This is a genomic window from Kitasatospora sp. NPDC090308 (assembly GCF_044769485.1).
Classification (GTDB): Bacteria; Actinomycetota; Actinomycetes; order Streptomycetales; family Streptomycetaceae; genus Kitasatospora; species Kitasatospora fiedleri.
This window is the reverse complement of the sequence record NZ_JBIVXY010000005.1, coordinates 494,740-515,998: the sequence shown is the minus strand read 5'-3', so window position 1 is coordinate 515,998 and position 21,259 is coordinate 494,740. Positions and strand designations below refer to the sequence as shown.

Here is a 21,259-nt window from a genome sequence, read left to right as displayed (position 1 = left end):
GGCCGACAACCGCCATGCAGATCGCACCCAAGGGCGAACAGGCCCGCAGCAACGCCGCCCTGCCCAAGGCCCGCACCCTGATCGAGGCGCTGCCCTGGCTGGAGCGCTTCCACGGCAAGACCGTGGTCATCAAGTTCGGCGGCAACGCCATGGTCGACGAGGACCTCAAGGCCGCGTTCGCCCAGGACGTCGTCTTCCTCCGGTTCGCCGGACTGCACCCCGTCGTCGTGCACGGCGGCGGCCCGCAGATCAGCGCCCAGCTGGAGAAGCTCGGCCTGGAGTCCTCCTTCACCGCCGGCCTGCGCGTCACCACCCCCGAGACCATGGACGTGGTCCGGATGGTGCTCGCCGGGCAGGTCCAGCGCGAACTGGTCGGCCTGCTCAACACGCACGGCCCGTTCGCCGTCGGCATGACCGGCGAGGACGCCCACACCATGACCGCCGCCAAGCGCTACGCCGTGGTCGACGGCGAGCAGGTCGACATCGGCCTGGTCGGCGACATCGTCAACATCGAGGCCGGCGCGGTGAAGGCGCTGATCGCCGACGGCCGCATCCCGGTGATCTCCTCGATCGCCCGCGGCGCCGACGGCCACGTCTACAACATCAACGCCGACACCGCCGCCGCCGCCATGGCGGTCGCGCTCGGCGCCGAGATGCTGGTCGTGCTCACCGACGTCGAGGGCCTGTACAAGGACTGGCCCGACTCCGACGACGTGATCAGCCAGCTGACCGCCAGCGAGCTGGAGGAGATGCTCCCCACCCTGGCCACCGGCATGCTCCCCAAGATGGAGGGCTGCCTGCGCGCCGTCCGCTCCGGCGTGGGCACCGCCCGCGTCCTGGACGGCCGCGTCCAGCACAGCCTGCTGCTGGAGATCTTCACCGACGAGGGCATCGGCACCATGGTCGTGCCGGACGACGAGAGCACCGTACTGGGGGGACTGGCATGAGCAGCAACGACGCCATCATCGAGCGCTACCGGCACGCGCTGATGAACAACTACGGCACCCCGCGCATCCCGCTGGTGCGCGGCGAGGGCCCGCTGCTGTGGGACGCCGACGGCAAGCGCTACCTCGACCTGGTCGGCGGCATCGCCGTCAACGCGCTGGGCACCGCCCACCCGGCGGTCGTCGAGGCGGTGACCGGGCAGATCACCACCCTGGGCCACGTCTCCAACCTGTTCACGGCCGAGCCGACCATCCGGCTGGCCGAGAAGCTGATCGAGCTGGACGGCCGCCCGGGCCGGGTGTTCTTCTGCAACTCCGGCACCGAGGCCAACGAGGCCGCCTTCAAGATCTCGCGGCTGACCGGCCGCACCCACCTGGTCTCGCTCCGGGGCGCCTTCCACGGCCGCACCATGGGCGCCCTCGCGCTCACCGCCCAGCCCGGCAAGCAGGACCCGTTCCGGCCGCTGCCCGGCGACGTCACCCACGTCCCGCTCGGCGACGTCGAGGCCCTGCGCGCGGCCGTCACCACCGACACCGCCGCGGTCTTCCTGGAGCCGATCCAGGGCGAGAACGGCGCGATCCCGCTCCCCGAGGGCTACCTGAAGGCGGCCCGCGAGATCACCCGCGCCACCGGCACCCTGCTGGTCCTGGACGAGATCCAGACCGGCATCGGCCGCACCGGCCACTGGTACGCCCACCAGGCGACCGAGGGCGTCGACCCCGACCTCGTCACCCTCGCCAAGGGCCTCGGCGGCGGCCTGCCGATCGGCGCCGTGCTCGCCTTCGGCCCGGCCGCCGACCTGCTCGGTCCCGGCCACCACGGCACCACCTTCGGCGGCAACCCGGTGGTCGCCGCGGCCGGCCTCGCCGTGCTGGACACCATCGAGCGGCAGGGCCTGCTGGAGCACGCCGCCAAGCTCGGCGAGCGGCTGCGCACCGGGATCGAGGCGATCGGCGACCCGCTGGTCGACCACGTCCGGGGCAAGGGCCTGCTGCTGGGCATCGTGCTGACCGCGCCGGTGGCCGGGAAGGTCCAGGCCGCCGCCCAGGAGGCGGGCTTCCTGGTCAACGCCGCCACCGCGGACGCCGTCCGGCTGGTCCCGCCGCTGGTGCTCACCGAGGAGCAGGCCGACACCTTCCTCGCCGCGCTGCCCGAGATCCTCCGGACGGTCCGCGAAGCCGCCCCCGACGCGAACAGCTGAGCGTCTTTCAGGAGAATCATCAGTTATGACCGAACCCCGCTCCGAGCACACGACCCCCGCCACCGGCCCCACGCCGCAGGTCCCGCAGACCCGCACGGCGCGCCACCGGCGGATCGTGGACCTGCTGACCCGTCAGCCCGTCCGCTCGCAGAGCCAGCTCGCCAAGCTGCTCGCCGACGACGGACTCGTGGTCACCCAGGCCACCCTCTCCCGGGACCTGGACGAGCTCGGCGCGGTGAAGATCCGCAACCGGGACGGCGCGCTCATCTACGCCGTCCCGGCCGAGGGCGGGGACCGCACCCCGCGCGCCCCGATGGGCGAGTCCGCCAGCGAGGCCCGGATGGCCCGGCTGGCGGGCGAGCTGATGGTCTCCGCCACCGCCTCCGGCAACCTGGTGGTGCTGCGCACCCCGCCGGGCGCGGCCCAGTTCCTGGCCTCCGCGATCGACACCGCGGAGGTGTTCGAGATCCTCGGCACCATCGCCGGGGACGACACCGTGCTGCTGATCAGCCGCGACGCGGCCGGCGGGCAGGCGCTCGCCGACCACCTGATGCAACTCGCCCAGGCCAAGTCGCAGTAGCTCCGAGGCGTTTCAAACACGCTGTGCGGTACTGGTTTGTGAACTCATACGCGGTGGTGCATACTTATGCCTAACGCCGCATGGAACCTGTGTTGTGAATGGAGATAGCCGTGACCGATCGCGTCGTACTCGCCTACTCGGGCGGTCTGGACACGTCCGTCTGCATCGGCTGGATCGCCGAGGAGACCGGCGCCGAGGTCATCGCCGTCGCCGTCGACGTCGGCCAGGGCGGCGAGGACCTGGAGGTCATCCGCCAGCGCGCGCTCGACTGCGGCGCCGTCGAGGCCGAGGTCGCCGACGCCCGCGACGAGTTCGCCGACGAGTACTGCCTGCCGGCCCTCAAGGCCAACGCCCTGTACCAGGGCCAGTACCCGCTGGTCTCCGCGCTCTCCCGCCCGGTGATCGTCAAGCACCTGGTCGCCGCCGCGCAGAAGCACGGCGCCACCACCGTCGCCCACGGCTGCACCGGCAAGGGCAACGACCAGGTCCGCTTCGAGGTCGGCATCCAGTCGCTGGCCCCGAGCCTGAAGTGCATCGCCCCGGTCCGCGACTACGCGATGACCCGCGACAAGGCGATCGCCTTCGCCGAGGCCAAGAACCTCCCGATCGTCACCACCAAGAAGAACCCGTACTCGATCGACCAGAACGTCTTCGGCCGCGCCGTCGAGACCGGCTTCCTGGAAGACATCTGGAACGCCCCGATCGAGGACGTCTACGAGTACACCCAGGACCCGGCCGCCCCGCGCGAGGCCGACGAGGTCGTCATCACCTTCGAGGCCGGCGTGCCGGTCGCGGTCGACGGCCGCAAGGTCACCGTGCTCCAGGCCATCGAGGAGCTCAACAAGCGGGCCGGCGCCCAGGGCATCGGCCGCCTCGACATGGTCGAGGACCGTCTGGTCGGCATCAAGTCCCGCGAGATCTACGAGGCCCCCGGCGCGATCGCCCTGATCACCGCCCACCAGGCCCTGGAGAACGTCACCGTCGAGCGCGAACTGGCCCGCTACAAGCGGCAGGTCGAGCAGCGCTGGGCCGAGCTGGTCTACGACGGCCTCTGGTTCTCCCCGCTCAAGCGCGCCCTGGACGGCTTCGTCAACGAGGCCAACCAGCACGTCTCCGGCGAGATCCGGATGGTCCTGCACGGCGGCCGCGCCGTGGTCAACGGCCGCAAGTCGGACCGGTCGCTGTACGACTTCAACCTCGCCACCTACGACACCGGCGACACCTTCGACCAGTCCATGTCCAAGGGCTTCATCGAGATCTTCGGCATGTCCTCGAAGATCGCCGCCCGCCGCGACCTGGCCTGATCCACCACCGGTACCCGCCCCGACCGCCCGTGGCGGCCGGGGCGGTGCCACACCCAGACCTGCTGTGCCACACCCGAAGGAGCCCACGCGATGACCGCCGACCAGCCCGCAGACGTCCGCCTCTGGGGCGCGCGCTTCGCCGACGGCCCCTCCGAGGCCCTGGCCAAGCTCTCCGCCTCCGTCCACTTCGACTGGCGGCTCGCCCCCTACGACATCGCCGGCTCCAAGGCGCACGCCCGGGTCCTGCACGGGGCCGGGCTGCTCAGCGCGGCCGAACTCGACGCCATGCTGGCCGGGTTGGACCAGCTGCTGGCCGACGTCGAGTCCGGCGCGTTCGTGGGCACCGTCGCCGACGAGGACGTCCACACCGCCCTGGAGCGCGGCCTGCTGGAGCGCCTCGGCCCCGACCTCGGCGGCAAGCTGCGCGCCGGGCGCTCGCGCAACGACCAGATCGCCACCCTGTTCCGGATGTACCTGCGCGACCACGGCAAGGTCATCGGCGCGCTGGTCCTCGACCTCCAGCACGCCCTGGTCGGCCTCGCCGAGGCCCACCCCACCACCGCGATGCCCGGCCGCACCCACCTCCAGCACGCCCAGCCGGTGCTGTTCGCCCACCACGTCCTCGCCCACGTCCAGGCCCTCGGCCGGGACGCCGAGCGGCTGCGCCAGTGGGACGCCCGCACCGCCGTCTCGCCGTACGGCTCCGGCGCGCTGGCCGGCTCCTCGCTCGGCCTCGACCCGGAGGCCGTCGCCGCCGAACTCGGCTTCGAGCGCGGCTCGGTGGGCAACTCGATCGACGGCACCGCCTCGCGCGACTTCGTCGCCGAGTTCGCCTTCGTCACCGCGATGATCGGCATCAACCTCTCGCGGATCGCGGAGGAGATCATCATCTGGAACACCAAGGAGTTCGGCTTCATCACGCTGCACGACGCCTTCTCCACCGGGTCGTCGATCATGCCGCAGAAGAAGAACCCCGACATCGCCGAGCTCGCCCGCGGCAAGTCCGGCCGCCTGATCGGCAACCTGACCGGCCTGCTGGCCACCCTCAAGGCGCTGCCGCTCGCCTACAACCGCGACCTCCAGGAGGACAAGGAGCCGGTCTTCGACTCCTGCGACACCCTGGAGGTCCTGCTGCCCGCCTTCACCGGCATGATCGCCACCCTGACGGTGCACCGCGAGCGGCTGGAGGAGCTGGCCCCGGCCGGCTTCTCGCTCGCCACCGACATCGCCGAGTGGCTGGTCAGGCAGGGCGTCCCGTTCCGGGTCGCGCACGAGGTGGCCGGCGCCTGCGTCAAGGTCTGCGAGGCCGAGGGCATCGAGCTCTCCGACCTGACGGACGCCCAGTTCGCCGCGATCTCCCCGCACCTCACCCCCGAGGTCCGCACCGTCCTCTCGGTCCACGGCGCGATCGCCTCCCGCAACGGCCGCGGCGGCACCGCCCCGTCGGCCGTCGCCGTCCAGCTCGCCGAGATCAAGGAGGACCTCGCCGCCCAGCAGTCCTGGCTGGGCTGAGCGGTCTCCGGCAGGCACCGGCCCGGGGGCCCGGGGGACGGCGGAACGGCTCCTGGCCCGCCGTTCCCCGGGCCCCCGGCCGTCTCCCGGCCTACGCTGGAGCCATGGCCACAGCAGCCATGGCGCTCGCCGAGGGGTTCCGGGGCGAGATCGTGGTGCCCGGGGACGTCGGGTACGACGCGGCGCGGGCGGTGTGGAACGCGGCGGTGGACCGGCGGCCCGAGCTGATCGCCCGGTGCAGCGGCGTCGCGGACGTGCTCCAGGCCGTCGCGGTGGCTCGGGAGCACGGCCTGCCCGCCGCCGTGCGGGGCGCCGGGCACAGCCTGGCGGGCCTGGGCACCTGCGACGGCGGCATGCTGATCGACCTGTCCCGGCTGACCGGCGTCCGGGTGGACCCGGCCCGGCGGCTCGCCCGGGCGCAGCCGGGGGTGACCTGGGGGGCGTTCGACCACGAGACGCAGGCGTTCGACCTGGCGACTACGGGCGCGCCGTACTCGGCGGCGGGCATCGCGGGGACGACGCTCGGCGGGGGAGTCGGCTGGCTGGCCCGGTCGTACGGGCTGACCTGCGACAACCTGGTGGAGGCGGACGTGGTGACCGCCGAGGGGCGGCTGCTGACGGCGAGCGCGGCGGCGCACCCGGAGCTGTTCGCGGGGCTGCGCGGGGGCGGCGGGAACTTCGGGGTGGTGACCTCGTTCACGTACCGGCTGCACCGGGTGGGGCCGCACCTGCTGTGCGGGGCGGTGTACGTGCCGGTGGAGCTGCTGGCGCCGACCCTCGCCGCGGTGCGGGACTTCATGGCGGACGCCCCGGACGGCCTGACCGTGATGGTGGAGTTCGGGCGCCCGCGCGGGATGCCGCAGCTGCCGGACCGGACGGTGCTGCGGATCGGCCTGTGCTGGTCGGGCCGGGCCGACCGGGGACGGGAGGCGGTGGCGCCGCTGCGCGCCCTGCCGGGGGTGGTCGCGGACACCGTGCAGACCCGGCCGTACCCGCTGTGGCAGCGGATGCTGGACGCCGGCCTGGGCCCGGGGGCGGGCAACGCGGGGCGCTCGGAGTTCCTGTCGGTGCTGGACGCGGCGGCGATCGACCGGCTGGCCGAGCAGGTCGACGCGGCGCCGGGCCCGCTGGCCCGGGTGCAGCTGGCGTTCCTGGGCGGCGCGGTGGCCCGGGTGGGGCCGGAGGACACCGCGTACACCTACCGGACGGCGCCGTACCTGCTGAGCGCGGTGGCGCGCTGGACCGACGGCCCGGCGGAGCCGCACGCGGCGTGGGTGCGGCGGTGCTGGGAGGCGATGCGGCCGTTCTCCTCGGGCGGCGCGTACGTGAACCTGATGGGCGCCGAGGGGCAGGGCCGGGTGGTGGAGGCGTACGGGCTGGCGAAGTACGAGCGGCTGGTGGCGCTGAAGGAGCGGTACGACCCGGCGAACCTGTTCCGGGTCAATCGGAACATCCGGCCGAACGGGTGACGCGGGGGCGCCCGGGCGGGCGTGACGCTCGCCACGTCGGGCGTCGGGAAGGTTGAGAGCAGGGGTCGGCTGGGTAGAGCGGTGGCGAACGTCTCTCTTGACGGTCGCCCGACTCCCCGGATACTGAGCGTGAGCGTGTCAGTTCCGGCTGTCCGGGCCACCGTCCGGCGGGGCGCGTCGCGCTTCTCCCGGGCCGGGCAGATCCCCGTCCGGGCACACCTCGGACAGGAACCGGTGCCAGACCCTCACTCGCACGCGCCGGGCACTTAACGATGGAGGCCCCCGCACATGGGCATGAGTGTGATCATCGCAGCGGCACGACCGGAGGAGGCGGAGCAGATCCTCAAGCTCCAGTACCTCGGTTACCAGAGCGAGGCGGAGCTGTACAGCGACTGGACGCTGGAGCCGCTGACCCAGACCCTGGAGAGCCTCCAGGCCGAGATGTCCGAGCACCGGGTGCTGGTGGCCCGGCTCGGCGACGAGGTGGTGGGCAGCGTCCGCGGCTGGGTGGACGCCAAGGGCGTCGGCCAGATCGGCCGACTGGTGGTGCACCCGCGGATGCAGCGGCACGGCCTGGGCCGCCGCCTGCTGGAGGGGCTGGAGGCGCAGCTGGCCGCGGACGGCGCGACCGGCGGCTTCGAGCTGTTCACCGGCCACCGCAGCCTGGGCAACCTGCGGCTGTACCGCCGGCTCGGCTACCGCGAGACCGAGGTCCGCGAGGTGTCCCGCCGGCTGTCGATCGTGACGCTGGCCAAGCCGGTGGCGACCAGCCTGGCCGCCTGAACCAGGCGACACCGGCCGCCTGAACCGCGCGGCACCCGGGCCCGACCCGGCGCGGCGCCCGACCCGAACGAGGGGTCGGGCGCCGCAGTGCTTGTGCCGCAAGGATCGTGTCCGCAATGCGGACAGCTGGTCCTGAAAACTGGGACACGGACCATATGTCTGATTTACTGGGTTCCATGACCACGACGACGACATGCATCCCCACCGGCGCGACGCCGGCAGGTGAGTCGCGCATGTGCGGCCGTCGAATGTGTCGCCGCTGAGGGCCACCGCCCGGCGCCCGCTGACACCCCGTCCGCTGATGACTCGTTAGGGCCACGCCCACGGGCGGCCCGCCCGACCGGCGGACATGATCGGAACGAAGCCGGCAGCCCACTCTTCCCGGGCACCCGCGTGCCCATCCCGCCATCGGCGCGGACGCCCCCGCGGCCGTCCGCCGACCGTCCGCCGACGAACAACGGAAGCAGCTGTGATCACCACCAAGGGCCTGACCAAGGTCTACCGCTCCGGCGGCCGCGAGGTCCGGGCACTGGACGACGTCGACCTGCACGTGCGGCAGGGCGAGGTGTTCGGCGTCGTCGGCACCAGCGGCGCCGGCAAGTCCACCCTGATCCGGTGCGTCAACCTGCTGGAGCGGCCCAGCTCCGGCACCGTCACCGTCGACGGCGTGGAGCTGACCGCGCTCTCCGGCGGCCGGGAGCGCGCCGGGCGCGAGCTGCGGGAGGCCCGGCAGCGGATCGGCATGGTCTTCCAGCACTTCAACCTGCTCTCCTCGCGCACCGTCCAGCAGAACGTCGAACTCCCGCTGGAGATCATCGGCCTGGACCGGCGCGAGCGCCGCCGCAAGGCCGCCGAACTGCTCGACCTGGTCGGCCTCGCCGACAAGGCCCGCCAGTACCCCGCCCAGCTCTCCGGCGGCCAGAAGCAGCGCGTCGGCATCGCCCGCGCCCTGGCCGGCGACCCCAAGGTGCTGCTCTCCGACGAGGCCACCAGCGCCCTCGACCCGGAGACCACCCGCTCGATCCTCAAGCTGCTGCGCGAGCTCAACCAGCAGCTCGGCCTGACCGTCCTGCTGATCACCCACGAGATGGACGTCATCAAGTCGGTCTGCGACTCCGCCGCCCTGATGCGCGGCGGCAGGGTCGTCGAGAGCGGCCGGCTCACCGACCTGCTCGCCGACGGCCGCTCCCGGATCGCCCGGGACCTCTTCCCGCTCGGCGACTTCGGCACCCGGGACCCGGAGCGCACCGTCCTGGAGATCACCTTCCAGGGCGACGCGCCCGCCCAGCCGTTCGTCTCCCAGCTGGCCCGCACCTACCAGATCGACATCAACATCCTCGGCGCGGCCGTCGAGACCATCGCCGGCCGCCTGGTCGGCCGGATGCGGGTCGAACTGCCCGGCAGCCACACCGACAACGTGGTGCCGATCGGCTACCTGCGCCAACAGGGACTCCAGGTGGACGTCCTCGACCTGTCGAACGGAGCGGCGGCATGACCTGGGACCAGATGCAGGAACTGATGTGGCCCGCCACCTGGGAGACCTTCGGCATGGTCGGCATCGCCGGGCTCGCCAGCCTGCTGATCGGCCTGCCGATCGGGCTGCTGCTGGTGCTCACCGACAAGGGCGGCCTGCTGCAGAACCTGGCCGTCAGCCGGGTGCTCGGCGCGGTCGTCAACGTCGGGCGCTCCATCCCGTTCGTCATCCTGATCGTCGCGGTGATCCCGCTCACCCGGGCGATCGCGGGCACCACGCTCGGCTGGCAGGCCGCCAGCGTCCCGCTCGCGATCGGCGCCGTCCCGTTCTTCGCCCGGCTGGTGGAGACCTCCGTCCGCGAGGTGGACGGCGGGCTGGTCGAGGCGCTCAAGTCGATGGGCGCCGGCACCGGCTCCATCGTCCGCAAGACCCTGCTGCCCGAGGCGCTGCCCGCGCTGGTCGCCTCCGCCACCACCACGGTGATCGCGCTGATCGGCTACTCCGCGATGGCCGGCGCGGTCGGCGGCGGCGGACTCGGCGACCTCGCCATCCGCTACGGCTACCAGCGCTTCGAGACCACCTTCATGTGGGTCATCGTCGCCGAACTCGTGGTCATCGTCACCGTGATCCAGCTGCTCGGCGACCTCGCCGCCCGCCGGCTCTCGCACCGCGGCGACTACCGCAGCCCGCTCGGCTTCTTCCGCTCCGCCGGTGCCGAGCCGAAGGACACCGAGGAAGACCTGCTCTCCTCGCACTGACTTCCCGCCCTCGCCGAAGCCGAGGGACGGGTTCCCGGCCCCACCAGGGCCGTTCGCATCCCGCAGAAAGGCACTTTTCGTGCGTAACGTCCTGAAGACCACCGCCCTGACCGCCACCGCCGCCGGCCTCGCGCTCACCCTGGCCGCCTGCTCCTCGGACTCCTCCGGCTCCGGCGCCTCCGCCGACCCGAACAAGCCCCTGGTGGTCGCCGCCAGCCCCACCCCGCACGCGCAGATCCTCAAGTTCGTGCAGGACAACCTGGCGGCCAAGGCCGGCCTCAAGCTGGACATCAAGGAGGTCAGCGACTACGTGACCCCCAACACCTCGGTCCAGGACGGCTCCGCGGACGCGAACTACTTCCAGCACCAGCCCTACCTCGACGACTTCAACAAGAAGAACGGCACGGACGTCGTGTCGGTCGAGACCGTCCACCTGGAGCCGCTCGGCGTCTACTCCAAGAAGGTCAAGAGCATCACCGAGCTCAAGGACGGCGCCCAGGTCGCCGTCCCCAGCGACGCCACCAACGAGGGCCGGGCGCTCAAGCTGCTCGCCGACAACAACGTCATCACCCTCAAGGACGGCGCCGGCACCACCGCCACCGTCCAGGACGTCACCGGCAACCCGAAGAACCTCAAGTTCAAGGAGCTGGAGGCGGCCCAGCTGCCGCGCTCCCTCGACGACGTCGACGCCGCCGTCATCAACGGCAACTACGCGCTGGGCGCCAACCTCAAGCCCGCCACCGACGCGCTGGTGCTGGAGAAGGCCGAGGGCAACCCCTACGCCAACATCCTCGCCGTCAAGAAGGGCCACGAGAGCGACCCGCGGGTCCAGAAGCTCGCCGAGCTGCTGCACTCCGACGAGGTGAAGAAGTACATCGACGACAACTTCCAGGGCGCCGTCATCCCGGCGTTCTGACCCCCCGTCCGACCCCGCCCGGCCCCGCCGGACCTCCCCGCGGTGCCCCCGGCCTCCCCGCCGGGGGCACCGTGCTGACGAGCCGTGAGGTGCGGAGCGGGTACGCTGGCACGCCCGACGAAGGGGCGGGGCGTACGGTGTGTCCACGACCCGGCGAGGAGAGACGGCATGGTTGCGAACTTCCCCGAGACAGCCATCAGCACCGAACGGCTGCTGCTGCGCGCCCTTGAGGACCAGGACGCCCCCGCACTGGCCGCCATGCTCGACGACGAACTCGTCCAGACCTGGACCGGACACCCCCGCCCCTACCGGGAGTCCGACGCGCACGAGCTGATCGCCCGTCAGGCCCCCGAACGGCGCGCCCGGGGACGCGGAATCGTTTTCGCCGTCACCGAGCACCTCACCCAGCGGCTGGTCGGCCTGCTCGAACTCGACCGCACCGACTGGCACCTGCGCGCCACCGAGGTCCGCTTCGTCACCGCCCCCTGGGCCCGCGGCGAGGGCTACGCGCCCGAGGCCGTCCTCGGCACCGCCCAGTGGCTGTTCGAGGACCGCGGCTTCCAGCGCCTCGAACTGCGCACCGCCGCCGGCAACACCGCCGCCCAGCAGGTCGCCCAGAAGACCGGCGCGATCAGCGAGGGCGTGCTGCGCAACGCGGCGATAGTCCGCGGCGGGGAGTGGGGCCCGGGCCCCGAGGAGCACACCGACCTGATCGTGTGGAGCCTGCTCCCCGAGGACCTCGACCTGCCCGAACCCGTTCACCCCGACGACCGCCACCACGCCCTGCGCCGCTGAGACCCGGCCGCACCCACCACCGGACCCCGGGCCGCCCCCGACCGCGTTCCCGACCGCGTTCCCGGCCCTGCTCCGGTTGTTCACGCCCCCGGCGCGCGCCACGGCTCCGCACCACCCCGGCCAGGCGGTAGCCTCTGCGCAGGGAGCGCCCGCGGCGCACCCCACCAGGGGCGGACACACGGCACGAGGGAGAACGGCCGCAGATGGCTGACCGGATCACGGTCATCGGGTGGGACGGCACCCCCTTGACCCAGAGCGCCGCCGACGCACTCGCCGGAGCCACCCTGGTCGCCGGAGCGGGCTACCAGCTCGCCGCCCTCCCCGTCCCCGAACGCGCCGAACGCATCGGCCTCGCCGACCTGCGGGCCGCCGCCCGGAAGATCGCCGACCACCGCGGCGCCGCCGTCGTCGTCGCCGAGGGCGACCCCGGCTTCTTCGGCGTCGTGCGCACCCTGCGCCGCCCCGAGTACGGCCTCGAACTCGAAGTCCTGCCCGCCGTCTCCTCGGTGGCCACCGCCTTCGCCCGGGCCGGAATGGCCTGGGAGGACGCCCAGGTGGTCTCCGCCCACGGCGGACGGCTGCGCCGCGCCGCCAACGTCTGCCGCGCCCACCCCAAGGTCGCCGTCCTCACCACCGGTGGCGCCGGGCCCAGCGAACTCGCCCTGATGCTCCGCGGCGTCCCCCGCACCTTCGTGGTCTGCGAGGCGCTCGGCACCGCCGAGGAGGACGTCACCGTCCTCACCTCCGAACGCGTCCCCGACCACGACTGGCGCGACCCCTCCGTCGTCCTGGTCATCGGCAACGTCCCGCCCGCCGAGGCCGCCTCCGGCTGGCTGGCCGGCCGACCGCTCGACCACCCCGGCCCGCAGCGCGGCTGGGCGCTCCCCAGCCGGGCGTACGCCGGAGCGGACGCCGACGCCCGGCGCCCCCGCGCACTCCCGCCGCACGTCCGCGCGCTGGCCCTGGCCCGGCTCGCCCCCGCACCGGGCGACCTGCTGTGGACCGTCGGCGCCGGGGACGGCGCGCTCGCCGTCGAGGCCGCCCGGTTCGGCGCCGCCGTGGTCGCCGTCGAGGCCGAACCCGCCGACTGCGCCCGGATCTCCGCCAACGCCCGCAAGGCCGGCGTCGAGGTCGAGACCGCCGCCGGCTCCGGCCCCGACGTGCTCGGCGCCCTCCCCGAACCCGACGCCGTCGCCGTCGAACACGGCGGCCCCGCCATGGTCCGCGCCGTCGCCGCCCGTAAACCCGAACGGGTGGTCGCCGTCGCCCGCACCCTCGCCGAAGCCGCCGAGACCCGCCAGATCCTGGACGCCGCCGGCTACCGCGTCGACGGCCTGCTGCTCCAGTCCGCCCCCCTGCGCGCCGAACCCGACACCGGCGGCGGACCCTCCTTCGGACGCGGCGACTACACCCTGCTGATCTGGGGCGAACCGTACGACTGACCTCCGCCGACGCCCCCGCGGAGCGTCCGTCCCCGGCGGTACGGTGATCCCCGTCGCATCCGGACAGGGTTTCGAGATCGGCCCGGCCGCGGCCGGTAGGGTTTCCCCGGGGGACCAACCCGTCGAGGCAGTCCCGTGTCCGATCCGGCACGGTTACCGCCGATTTGACGCGTTGCAACCCGAACGGCCCGCTTCGCGGGCATTCGACGCGGTGCGCACCCGCCCGGAAGAATGCCGTGAGGGTCCGGAGCGGCCGCGCCGTCGTGCCGGTTGCCCGGGGCCGTCGTTGTTTCTGATGGCACGCCACCCGTGCGGGTGACGGCCGGTGGAGTAAGGGACGGGTCGGTGCGGCCCCGCCCCGGCGAAGTGGCGGGGCCTTCGGGGAGCCGCCGAGGACGCGCAAGCGGCCTGGAAGGAGCATTGACATGACCGACGGCGGCCACGCCCCCAGTACCGGTCCCCTCGCGCCCGAACCCGGGCCCGGCGGACCCGTCCCGGAGCACCACCTCGGCGCGCCCCTCCAGCCCGCCGCGCCCGCCGGGCCCTGGCACGGCGACCAGCGGCCCGCGTACACCTTCCTCGACCAGCCCGACGGCGACGAGGAGGACGACGTCCTGCTGATGCCCGGCCCGCAGACCGCCTGGGGCGACGCCGTGCACGGCACCGCCGAGTCCGCCGAACCGGCCGCGGAGCCGGTGGCCGAGCCGCTCGTCGCGCCGCTCGGCGAGCCGCTCGTCGCGGGTGAGCAGCCGCCCGGTACCCCCGTCGCGCCGTCCTGGCCGCCGCTCGAACCCCCGGTCCTCACCGCCACCCCGCCCGTCGAACCGGCCGCCGGGCCGTCCTCCGCACCGGCCGCGCCCGGCGCGGAGGGGGTCGGCAGCGGCACCCTGCACCTCGGTGCCCCGCAGGCGCAGGCGCAGGCCCAGCCCGTGGCCCCGGCTCCGGCTCCGGCCGCCGCCGTCCAGCAGCCGGCGCCGCCGCAGCCGCGCCGCCCGCTGCACGCCGGGCCGCCGATCCCCGACCCGTCCCTGATGACCGGTCACGTCCCGGTGCGCTCGCTCGCCGACCGCGGCCCGTCCTTCCCCGGCGGCACGCCCGCGTACGGGGTGCCGGTGCTGACCGCCGAAACGGTGCAGCAGCAGGCCGCCGTGCAGACGCAGGCCGCCGTGCAGACGCAGGCCCCGGTGCCGCCGCAGGCACAGCCGCAGCCCGCGCCGGCCGTGCAGGTGCCCGCGCCGGTGCAGCCGCAGGTGGTGGAGGCCGCGGCGGCGGTCGTCGCCGAGCCGGTGGCCGTGGCCCCGCCGGTCGTCGAGCCGCCCGTGGCGGTCGAGCCGGTGGCCGAGGTGCCGGTCGCCGTCGAGGCTCCCGCGCCCGCCGCCGAACCCGTCGTGGAGCAGCCGGTGGCCGTCGAGGGCTCCGTGGCTCCCGTGGCTCCCGTGGCCGGGCCCGCCGCGAACCTGGCACCGGTGTTCGTGGAACCGGCCCAGCAGGTCGAGCCGCCGGCCGCCGTGCCCGCCGCCGAGACCGTCGAGCCCGTCGAGTCCGTCGAACCTGCGGCGGTGGTGGCCGAGGCGGCCCCCGCGCCGTCCGAGCCGCAGCCGGAGGTGGCCGCCGAGCCGGTGGCCGTTGAGCCGCCCGCCGTTGAGCCGACCGCCGTTGCGGCGGTCGACGCGCCGTCGGCCGAGCAGCCGGAGGCCGTCGCGGCGGAGCAGCCCGCGCAGGCCCCCGCCGTGGAGCCCGAGGCCGCGCGGCCCGTCGAGGCCGCGTCCGCGCAGACGGTGAGCGGCGAGGCCGCCGCGGAGCCGATCCCCGCTCCGGCGGGCAAGTCGTCCGGGCGGGGTGCGCACCGGCGGATCTCCGCCTTCCTCGCCGCGCCCGCCGGTCTGCCGCTGCTGGAGCCCGAGGGCGCGCAGGCCGCCGCGGAGCCGCAGCCCGAGGCCGTCGCCGAGCAGCCTGCGGTCGAGGCCCCCGAGGCTCCCGCGGCCGTCACGGCCCCCGAGCAGGCGCAGACCGCGACCCCCGCCGCCGAGCAGCCGGTGGAGCCGGTGGCCGAGCCGGTCGCCGAGACCGCCGTTGCGGCCCCCGCCGAGGAGACCCAGCCGCAGCCCGAGGCCGAAGCCGCCGCCGAGCAGCCGGTGGAGCCGGTGGCCGAGCAGGCGGCCCAGCCGGTCGCGGCGTCCGAGGCCGAGCCCGCGCCCCGGCCGGAGGCCGAACCGGAGCAGGCCGAGCAGCCGCAGCCCGCGGCCGTCGAAGAGACCGCCGGAGCCGACGTCGAAGCCGAAGCCGCCGAGGTCGAGACCGTCACCGAGTCCGAGTCCGAGTCCGAGTCCGAGGCCGCCGAAGGGGAGCGCCCGCCCGCCGCGCCGGGTTACGACGAGGCCGGGCGGGAGGCCGTGCACCAGGTGATCAGGGAGCGGCGCGACGTGCGCAACGGCTTCCGGTCGGACGCGATCCCGCACGAGGTGCTGATCCGGGTGCTGGAGGCGGCGCACACCGCGCCGAGCGTCGGCTACTCGCAGCCGTGGGACTTCGTGGTGATCCGTTCCGCGAAGACCCGCCGGAAGATGCACGAGCTGGCGGAGCGTCAGCGCGAGGCGTACGCGGACTCGCTGCCCAAGGGCCGGGCGAAGCAGTTCAAGGAAATCAAGATCGAGGCGATCCTGGAGACGCCGGTCAACATCGTGGTGACCGCCGACCGCACCCGCGGCGGCCGGCACACCCTGGGCCGGCACACCCAGCCGCAGATGGCCCCGTACTCGGCCGCGCTGGCCGTGGAGAACCTGTGGCTGGCGGCCCGCGCCGAGGGCCTGGGCGTCGGCTGGGTGAGCTTCTTCGACGAGGAGGAGCTGGTCCGCGAGCTGGGCCTGCCCGAGCACCTGGAGGTCGTCGCCTACCTGTGCGTCGGCTACGTGGACGCCTTCCCGGACGAGCCGGAGCTGCAGCAGCAGGGCTGGGCGAAGAAGCGCCCGCTGTCCTGGGTGGTGCACGAGGAGCAGTACGGCAACCGCGCGCTGCCCGGCGAGGAGCCGCACGACCTGCTGTCCGACACCCTGCGCGGCATCCGCCCGCTGGACGCCAAGGCGCTCGGCGAGGCGTGGGACCGGCAGAAGCGGATGACCAAGCCCGCCGGTTCGCTCGGCGTGCTGGAGATGATCGCGGCCCAGCTGTCCGGCCTGGCCCGGCAGTGCCCGCCGCCGGTCCCGGAGCCCGGCTGCGTGGCGATCTTCGCGGGCGACCACGGCGTGCACGCCCAGGGCGTCACCCCGTGGCCGCAGGAGGTCACCGCGCAGATGGTCGGCAACTTCCTGGCCGGCGGCGCGGTGGTCAACTCCTTCGCCGCGCAGGTCGGCACCGAGGTGTGCGTGGTCGACGTCGGCGTGGCCGCCGAACTCCCGGACGCCATCCAGCAGGGCCGCACCACCGGCCTGCTGCCGCGCAAGGTCAAGCCCGGTACCGACGACATGACGCAGGGCCCGGCGATGAGCCGCGACGAGGCGCTGCGCGCGATCGAGGTCGGCATCGAGACCGCCCGCGACCTGGTCGCGGCCGGCAACAAGGTGCTGATCACCGGCGACATGGGCATCGCCAACACCACCGCCTCCGCCGCGCTGATCTCGGTCTTCACCGAGACCGACCCGGCCGAGGTCACCGGCCGCGGCACCGGCATCGACGACGAGACCCACGCCCGCAAGGTCGAGGTGATCCGGCAGGCCCTCGACCTGCACAAGCCGGATCCGGCCGACCCGATCGGCGTGCTGTCGGCCGTCGGCGGCCTGGAGCACGCCGCGATCGCCGGGTTCCTGCTCGGCGCGGCCTCGCTGCGCGTCCCGGTGATCCTGGACGGCGTGATCGCCGGTTCGGCCGCCCTGGTCGCCAAGGCCATCGCCCCCGAGGTGCTGGCCGCCTGCATCGCGGGCCACCGCTCCGCCGAGCCCGGCCACCAGACCGCGCTCGCCAAGCTCGGCCTGCGCCCGCTGATCGACCTCGACCTGCGGCTCGGCGAGGGCACCGGTGCCCTGCTGGCCCTCCCGCTGGTGCAGAGCGCGGCCCGGGCGATGCACGATGTAGCCACCTTCGACTCCGCCGGAGTCACCGAGAAGGCCTGACCCCGCCCGGCCCCGGCCGCCCCCGCCGTGCGAGGGGGCGGCCGCCCCGCCCGGGCCCCGTCCGGCCGACCCCGCCGGGCACCGGACGCCCGGCATCCGGCGTCGGTCGGTCCTTTCGACCGACCGGACCGGCCGGACCGGCCGGACCGGACCGATCGGACCGAACCCGTACCGGCTCAAGGGCGCGCCGGCACGGGGCTCCCCCCAGCACCGCCGCCCACCCAGGAGCTCCCCCTCATGACCGCGCCCACCCCCCACCCCCACCCGTCGACCCGGGGCCTCACCCCGTACCCCGTCGGGCTGCTGCTCACCGGCCGCCGCGTCGTGGTCGTCGGCGGCGGACAGGTCGCCCAGCGCCGGCTGCCCGCGCTGATCGCGGCCGGCGCCGAGATCCACCTGATATCCCCGGCCACCACCCCCGCCGTCTCCGCGATGGCCGACGCCGGCGAGCTGACCTGGCACCGGCGCCCGTACGCGGACGGCGACCTCGCCGACACCTGGTACGCGCTGGTCGCCACCGACGACCCGGCCGTCAACACCGCCGTCTCCGCCGAGGCCGAGCGGCTGCGGGTGTTCTGCTCCCGCAGCGACGACGCCTCCGCCGCCACCGCCTGGACGCCCGCCTCCGGCCACGACTCCGGCGCGACCGTCGCGGTCCTCACCGGCGACCCCCGGCACTCCGCGGCCCTGCGCGACTCCATCGTGGCCGGCCTGCGCGACGGCTCCCTCGCCGCCCGCCAGTACCGCGCCCGGGACGCGGGCGTCGCCCTGGTCGGCGGCGGACCTGGCGACCCGGACCTGATCACCGTCCGGGGCCGCCGCCTGCTCGCCGACGCCGACGTGGTCGTCGCCGACCGGCTCGCCCCGCGCGAACTGCTCGCCGAACTGCCCCCGCACGTCGAGGTGATCGACGCCTCCAAGATCCCCTACGGCCGCTACATGGCCCAGGAGGCGATCAACCGCACCCTGATCGAGCACGCCAAGGCCGGCAAGTTCGTGGTCCGGCTCAAGGGCGGCGACCCGTACGTCTTCGGCCGCGGCGGCGAGGAGCTGCTCGCCTGCGTCGAGGCGGGCGTCCCGGTCACGGTCGTCCCCGGCATCTCCTCCTCGATCAGCGTCCCCGCGGCGGCCGGCATCCCGGTCACCCACCGCGGCCTCACCCACGAGTTCACCGTCATCTCCGGCCACGTCGGCCCCGGCGAGCGCTCCCTCACCAACTGGGAGGCCGTCGCGGGGATGACCGGCACCCTGGTCCTGCTGATGGCCGTCGACAAGATCGGCGCGATCGCCGCCGAACTCCTCGCCCACGGCCGCGCCGCCGACACCCCGGTCGCCGTCGTCCAGGAGGGCACCACCGCCGGCCAGCGCCGCGTCGACGCCACCCTCGCCACCATCGGCGGGACCGTCACCGCCGAGGGCATCAAGCCCCCGGCGGTGATCGTGATCGGCGAGGTGGTCGGCGTCCTGGGCGAGTAGCCCGCCGGGCGGGAGCGGGAGGAAAGGGGAGCGGCCGTCCGACGGGACGGCCGCTCCCCTTCCTCGTGCCGGTCGTGCCGGTCGGGCGGGTCGGGCCGGTCGTGTCAGTCGTGCGTCCGGAGCCGGGCGGCCCGGTGCACGGGGCGGGCGGTGCGGGCCGGGCCGGTGGCGGTGCGGGCGGCGCGGCGGAGGTCCCGGGCGGCCAGGGCGATCATCACGGCGGGGATCAGGAGGTCGTTGGCCAGGATGCCGCCGGTGTTCCCGGCGGCGTGGTCGCCGTGGGCGAACCACTGGTAGAGGTGGCCGGCCGCCGCGCCCCACAGGAACGCCGCCGCCGCCAGCCCGCAGGTGAGTCGCTCGCGGGCGGAGGCGGACGCGGCGCGGAAGCCCAGCAGGGCGAAGCCGACGTTCGCGCAGGCGATCTCGAACTGGAACGGCGAGTGCGCGAACCCGATGGCGTCGGCCATGCCCGACGGGGCGATCAGGAACGCGACCGCGACCCAGAGGCTGCCGAAGCCCAGGGCGCCGACGGCCCACCAGCGCTGCCAGACCTCCGCCGCCGGCCGGTCCGGGTGCCGGCGGCTGCTCAGCAGCGCCCCGAGGGCGGGCACCAGCAGGAAGAGGAGCGGGAACGCGGTGCGAACGGCGTACGGGAGAGTGTCCATGCCTTCGAGTGTTGCATGGTTAATATTAACCCTGCAAGTGTTCGGTAGGATGGACCCATGGACGAAGGACTCGCAGAACTCCTCTACCGCGTGGTCATGCTGATGGGCGACGCGGCCCGCCGCCGCTCCGGCCCCGACCAGCGCCTCTCGACCAGCCAACTGCGGCTGCTGGGCACCCTGGAGGAGATCCAGCCCGCCACCCAGCACCGGCTCGCCGAGGCCCTGGCCCTCTCCGACCCCGCTGTCAGTCGCGCCCTGCGCCCGCTGGAGGCGGCGGGCTACGTCGCGGTCGACGTCGATCCCGCCCACCGGCGCCGCCGCCTGGTCACCCTCACCCCGGCCGGCCAGGCCGCCTTCCTGGACGAGGGCAAACCGCTGGAGGAGGAGTTCCGCACCGCCCTCCTGGCGGCCGGCTTCCCCTACGAGCGGTACCTCGCGGACACCCACCGGCTGGCCGACCTGCTCACCCCCGCCCCGCCGCCGCGCCGCGCGCCCGGCGCCCGGCGAGCGGACGGCGCACCCGGACCGGAGTGAGCCGGAGCCGCACGCGACCACCGCGGGGCGGGCGTCCCGTCCCGCCCCGCACCCGCGGATCACCGGACCTCTCCCACCCCCGCGACGTGCGAAAATCGTCCGGTGTCCGAGCCACTGACCGTCACCGACGCCGCCGACCCCCGGCTGAGCGACTACACCGACCTGACCGACGTCGAGCTGCGCCGCCGCCGCGAGCCCGCCGAGGGGCTGTTCATCGCCGAGGGCGAGAAGGTGATCCGCCGGGCGCTGGCCGCCGGGTTCCGGATGCGGTCGATGCTGCTCACCGCCAAGTGGCTGGGCGTCATGCAGGACGTGATCGCGGGGACGGACGCCCCCGTCCACCTGGTCGACCCGGTGCTCGCCGAGCGGGTCACCGGCTACCACGTGCACCGGGGCGCGCTCGCCTCGATGGAGCGCAAGCCGCTGCCCGCCGCCGCGCAGGTGCTCGCGGGCGCCCGCCGGGTCGCCGTCCTGGAGGGGCTGGTCGACCACACCAACCTCGGCGCGATCTTCCGCTCCTCGGCCGCGCTCGGCATGGACGCGGTGCTGCTCTCCCCGGACTGCGCCGACCCGCTGTACCGGCGGGCCGTCAAGACCTCGATGGGCGCGGTGTTCTCCGTCCCCTACGCCCGGCTCGACCCGTGGCCGGCCGCGCTCGACGCCGTCCGGGCGGCCGGGTTCGAGCTGCTGGCGCTGACCCCCTCCGGCGCGGAGGACTTCACCGCGGCCCGCCCGCACCTGCTCCCGAAGGCCGCGCTGATGCTCGGCGCCGAGGGCGACGGCCTGACCCCGAAGGCCCTCGCCGCCGCCGACCAGCGGGTGCGGATCCCGATGGCGCACGGCATCGACTCGCTGAACGTCGGCGCAGCCGCCGCGATCGCCTTCTACGCCGTCAACCACGGCTGACCGGACGGCCCGCGCTCAGCAGGCGGCGAACACCTCCGCGTCCGCGTCCTCCAGCACGAAGCCGTTGTCGAACCGGACCCGGACCGACGAGCGCGGGCCCCGCGCCCGGAACTCCCGCCAGTGCGGCTCCAGTTCGGCCAGCTGCGCCTCCAGCCGGCGCAGGCTCTCCGCGGGCACGGTGTGCCCGTAGTCCTCGAACAGGGCTCGCAGCCGCTCGTACTCACGGACCTCCTCCGGCGGCGGCAGCTCCCCGGTGACCCGCACGACGGTCCCCTCGACACCCGCGCCCAGCAGCAGGAGACCGACCGACGGGCCGTCCTCCCCGGCGGACGCCCCGCCCAACGCCAGGTCCGCCAGCAGCCTGACGCGCTCACCCTCCACCAGGGCCATCGC

General features: G+C 74.4%; 18 protein-coding genes. 16 read left to right on the top strand and 2 right to left on the bottom strand.

What is annotated here, in order from left to right:
• Positions 1-14: 14 nt before the first annotated feature.
• From argB to cobA, 14 genes are all read left to right on the top strand, one after another.
• Positions 15-947, top strand: coding sequence for an acetylglutamate kinase (argB, locus tag ACIQVD_RS15565; protein WP_402289397.1), 933 nt, complete (start codon positions 15-17; stop codon positions 945-947).
• Positions 944-2,146 carry an acetylornithine transaminase gene (locus ACIQVD_RS15560; protein WP_400689653.1) on the top strand — a complete coding sequence of 401 codons (1,203 nt, stop codon included), beginning with the start codon at positions 944-946 and terminating at the stop codon, positions 2,144-2,146. The genes argB and ACIQVD_RS15560 overlap by 4 nt, the downstream gene beginning before the upstream one ends.
• Positions 2,147-2,171: 25 nt before the next feature.
• Positions 2,172-2,726, top strand: a complete 555-nt coding sequence (locus ACIQVD_RS15555) for an arginine repressor (RefSeq protein ID WP_400689650.1) — start codon at positions 2,172-2,174, stop codon at positions 2,724-2,726.
• Between the two features lie 110 nt (positions 2,727-2,836).
• Positions 2,837-4,030, top strand: a complete 1,194-nt coding sequence (locus ACIQVD_RS15550; protein WP_033253685.1) for an argininosuccinate synthase — start codon at positions 2,837-2,839, stop codon at positions 4,028-4,030.
• Between the two features lie 90 nt (positions 4,031-4,120).
• Entirely contained in the window at positions 4,121-5,542 is a 1,422-nt protein-coding gene (gene argH / locus ACIQVD_RS15545) for an argininosuccinate lyase (protein WP_402289392.1), read from the top strand.
• 104 nt (positions 5,543-5,646) lie between these two features.
• Positions 5,647-7,011, top strand: a complete 1,365-nt coding sequence (locus ACIQVD_RS15540; protein ID WP_402289389.1) for an FAD-binding oxidoreductase — start codon at positions 5,647-5,649, stop codon at positions 7,009-7,011.
• A 288-nt stretch (positions 7,012-7,299) separates the two neighbouring features.
• Entirely contained in the window at positions 7,300-7,794 is a 495-nt protein-coding gene (locus ACIQVD_RS15535; protein ID WP_400689640.1) for a GNAT family N-acetyltransferase, read from the top strand.
• Between the two features lie 469 nt (positions 7,795-8,263).
• Entirely contained in the window at positions 8,264-9,289 is a 1,026-nt protein-coding gene (locus ACIQVD_RS15530) for a methionine ABC transporter ATP-binding protein (protein ID WP_400689637.1), read from the top strand.
• Complete coding sequence (locus ACIQVD_RS15525) at positions 9,286-10,026, top strand: methionine ABC transporter permease (RefSeq protein WP_402289385.1); 741 nt, start codon at positions 9,286-9,288, stop codon at positions 10,024-10,026. Before ACIQVD_RS15530 ends, ACIQVD_RS15525 begins: the two co-directional genes overlap by 4 nt.
• A gap of 79 nt (positions 10,027-10,105) precedes the next feature.
• On the top strand, positions 10,106-10,942 hold the full coding sequence (locus ACIQVD_RS15520) for a MetQ/NlpA family ABC transporter substrate-binding protein (protein ID WP_100835316.1): 837 nt from the start codon (positions 10,106-10,108) through the stop codon (positions 10,940-10,942).
• Between the two features lie 168 nt (positions 10,943-11,110).
• Positions 11,111-11,737: a GNAT family N-acetyltransferase gene (locus ACIQVD_RS15515; RefSeq protein WP_402289381.1), complete on the top strand. Its 627-nt coding sequence runs from the start codon at positions 11,111-11,113 to the stop codon at positions 11,735-11,737.
• A 203-nt stretch (positions 11,738-11,940) separates the two neighbouring features.
• Entirely contained in the window at positions 11,941-13,179 is a 1,239-nt protein-coding gene (gene cbiE / locus ACIQVD_RS15510) for a precorrin-6y C5,15-methyltransferase (decarboxylating) subunit CbiE (protein WP_402289378.1), read from the top strand.
• A gap of 425 nt (positions 13,180-13,604) precedes the next feature.
• Positions 13,605-17,285, top strand: coding sequence for a nicotinate-nucleotide--dimethylbenzimidazole phosphoribosyltransferase (cobT, locus tag ACIQVD_RS15505; protein WP_402289375.1), 3,681 nt, complete (start codon positions 13,605-13,607; stop codon positions 17,283-17,285).
• Positions 17,286-17,522: 237 nt separating this feature from the next.
• Complete coding sequence (gene cobA, locus ACIQVD_RS15500) at positions 17,523-18,761, top strand: uroporphyrinogen-III C-methyltransferase (RefSeq protein ID WP_402289372.1); 1,239 nt, start codon at positions 17,523-17,525, stop codon at positions 18,759-18,761.
• A 104-nt stretch (positions 18,762-18,865) separates the two neighbouring features.
• On the opposite strand, the gene ACIQVD_RS15495 is transcribed toward cobA, so the two are convergent.
• A complete protein-coding gene (locus ACIQVD_RS15495) occupies positions 18,866-19,426 on the bottom strand; it encodes a DUF6790 family protein (protein ID WP_400689618.1) in 561 nt (186 codons plus the stop codon).
• Positions 19,427-19,483: 57 nt separating this feature from the next.
• Between ACIQVD_RS15495 and ACIQVD_RS15490 the strand changes: the two genes are divergently transcribed.
• Positions 19,484-19,960: a MarR family winged helix-turn-helix transcriptional regulator gene (locus ACIQVD_RS15490; protein WP_400689615.1), complete on the top strand. Its 477-nt coding sequence runs from the start codon at positions 19,484-19,486 to the stop codon at positions 19,958-19,960.
• A gap of 102 nt (positions 19,961-20,062) precedes the next feature.
• On the top strand, positions 20,063-20,866 hold the full coding sequence (locus ACIQVD_RS15485) for an RNA methyltransferase (RefSeq protein ID WP_111556491.1): 804 nt from the start codon (positions 20,063-20,065) through the stop codon (positions 20,864-20,866).
• A 15-nt stretch (positions 20,867-20,881) separates the two neighbouring features.
• Here the strand turns inward: ACIQVD_RS15485 and ACIQVD_RS15480 are convergent, their stop codons facing one another.
• A complete protein-coding gene (locus ACIQVD_RS15480) occupies positions 20,882-21,256 on the bottom strand; it encodes a hypothetical protein (RefSeq protein ID WP_282205093.1) in 375 nt (124 codons plus the stop codon).
• Positions 21,257-21,259 lie beyond the last annotated feature (3 nt).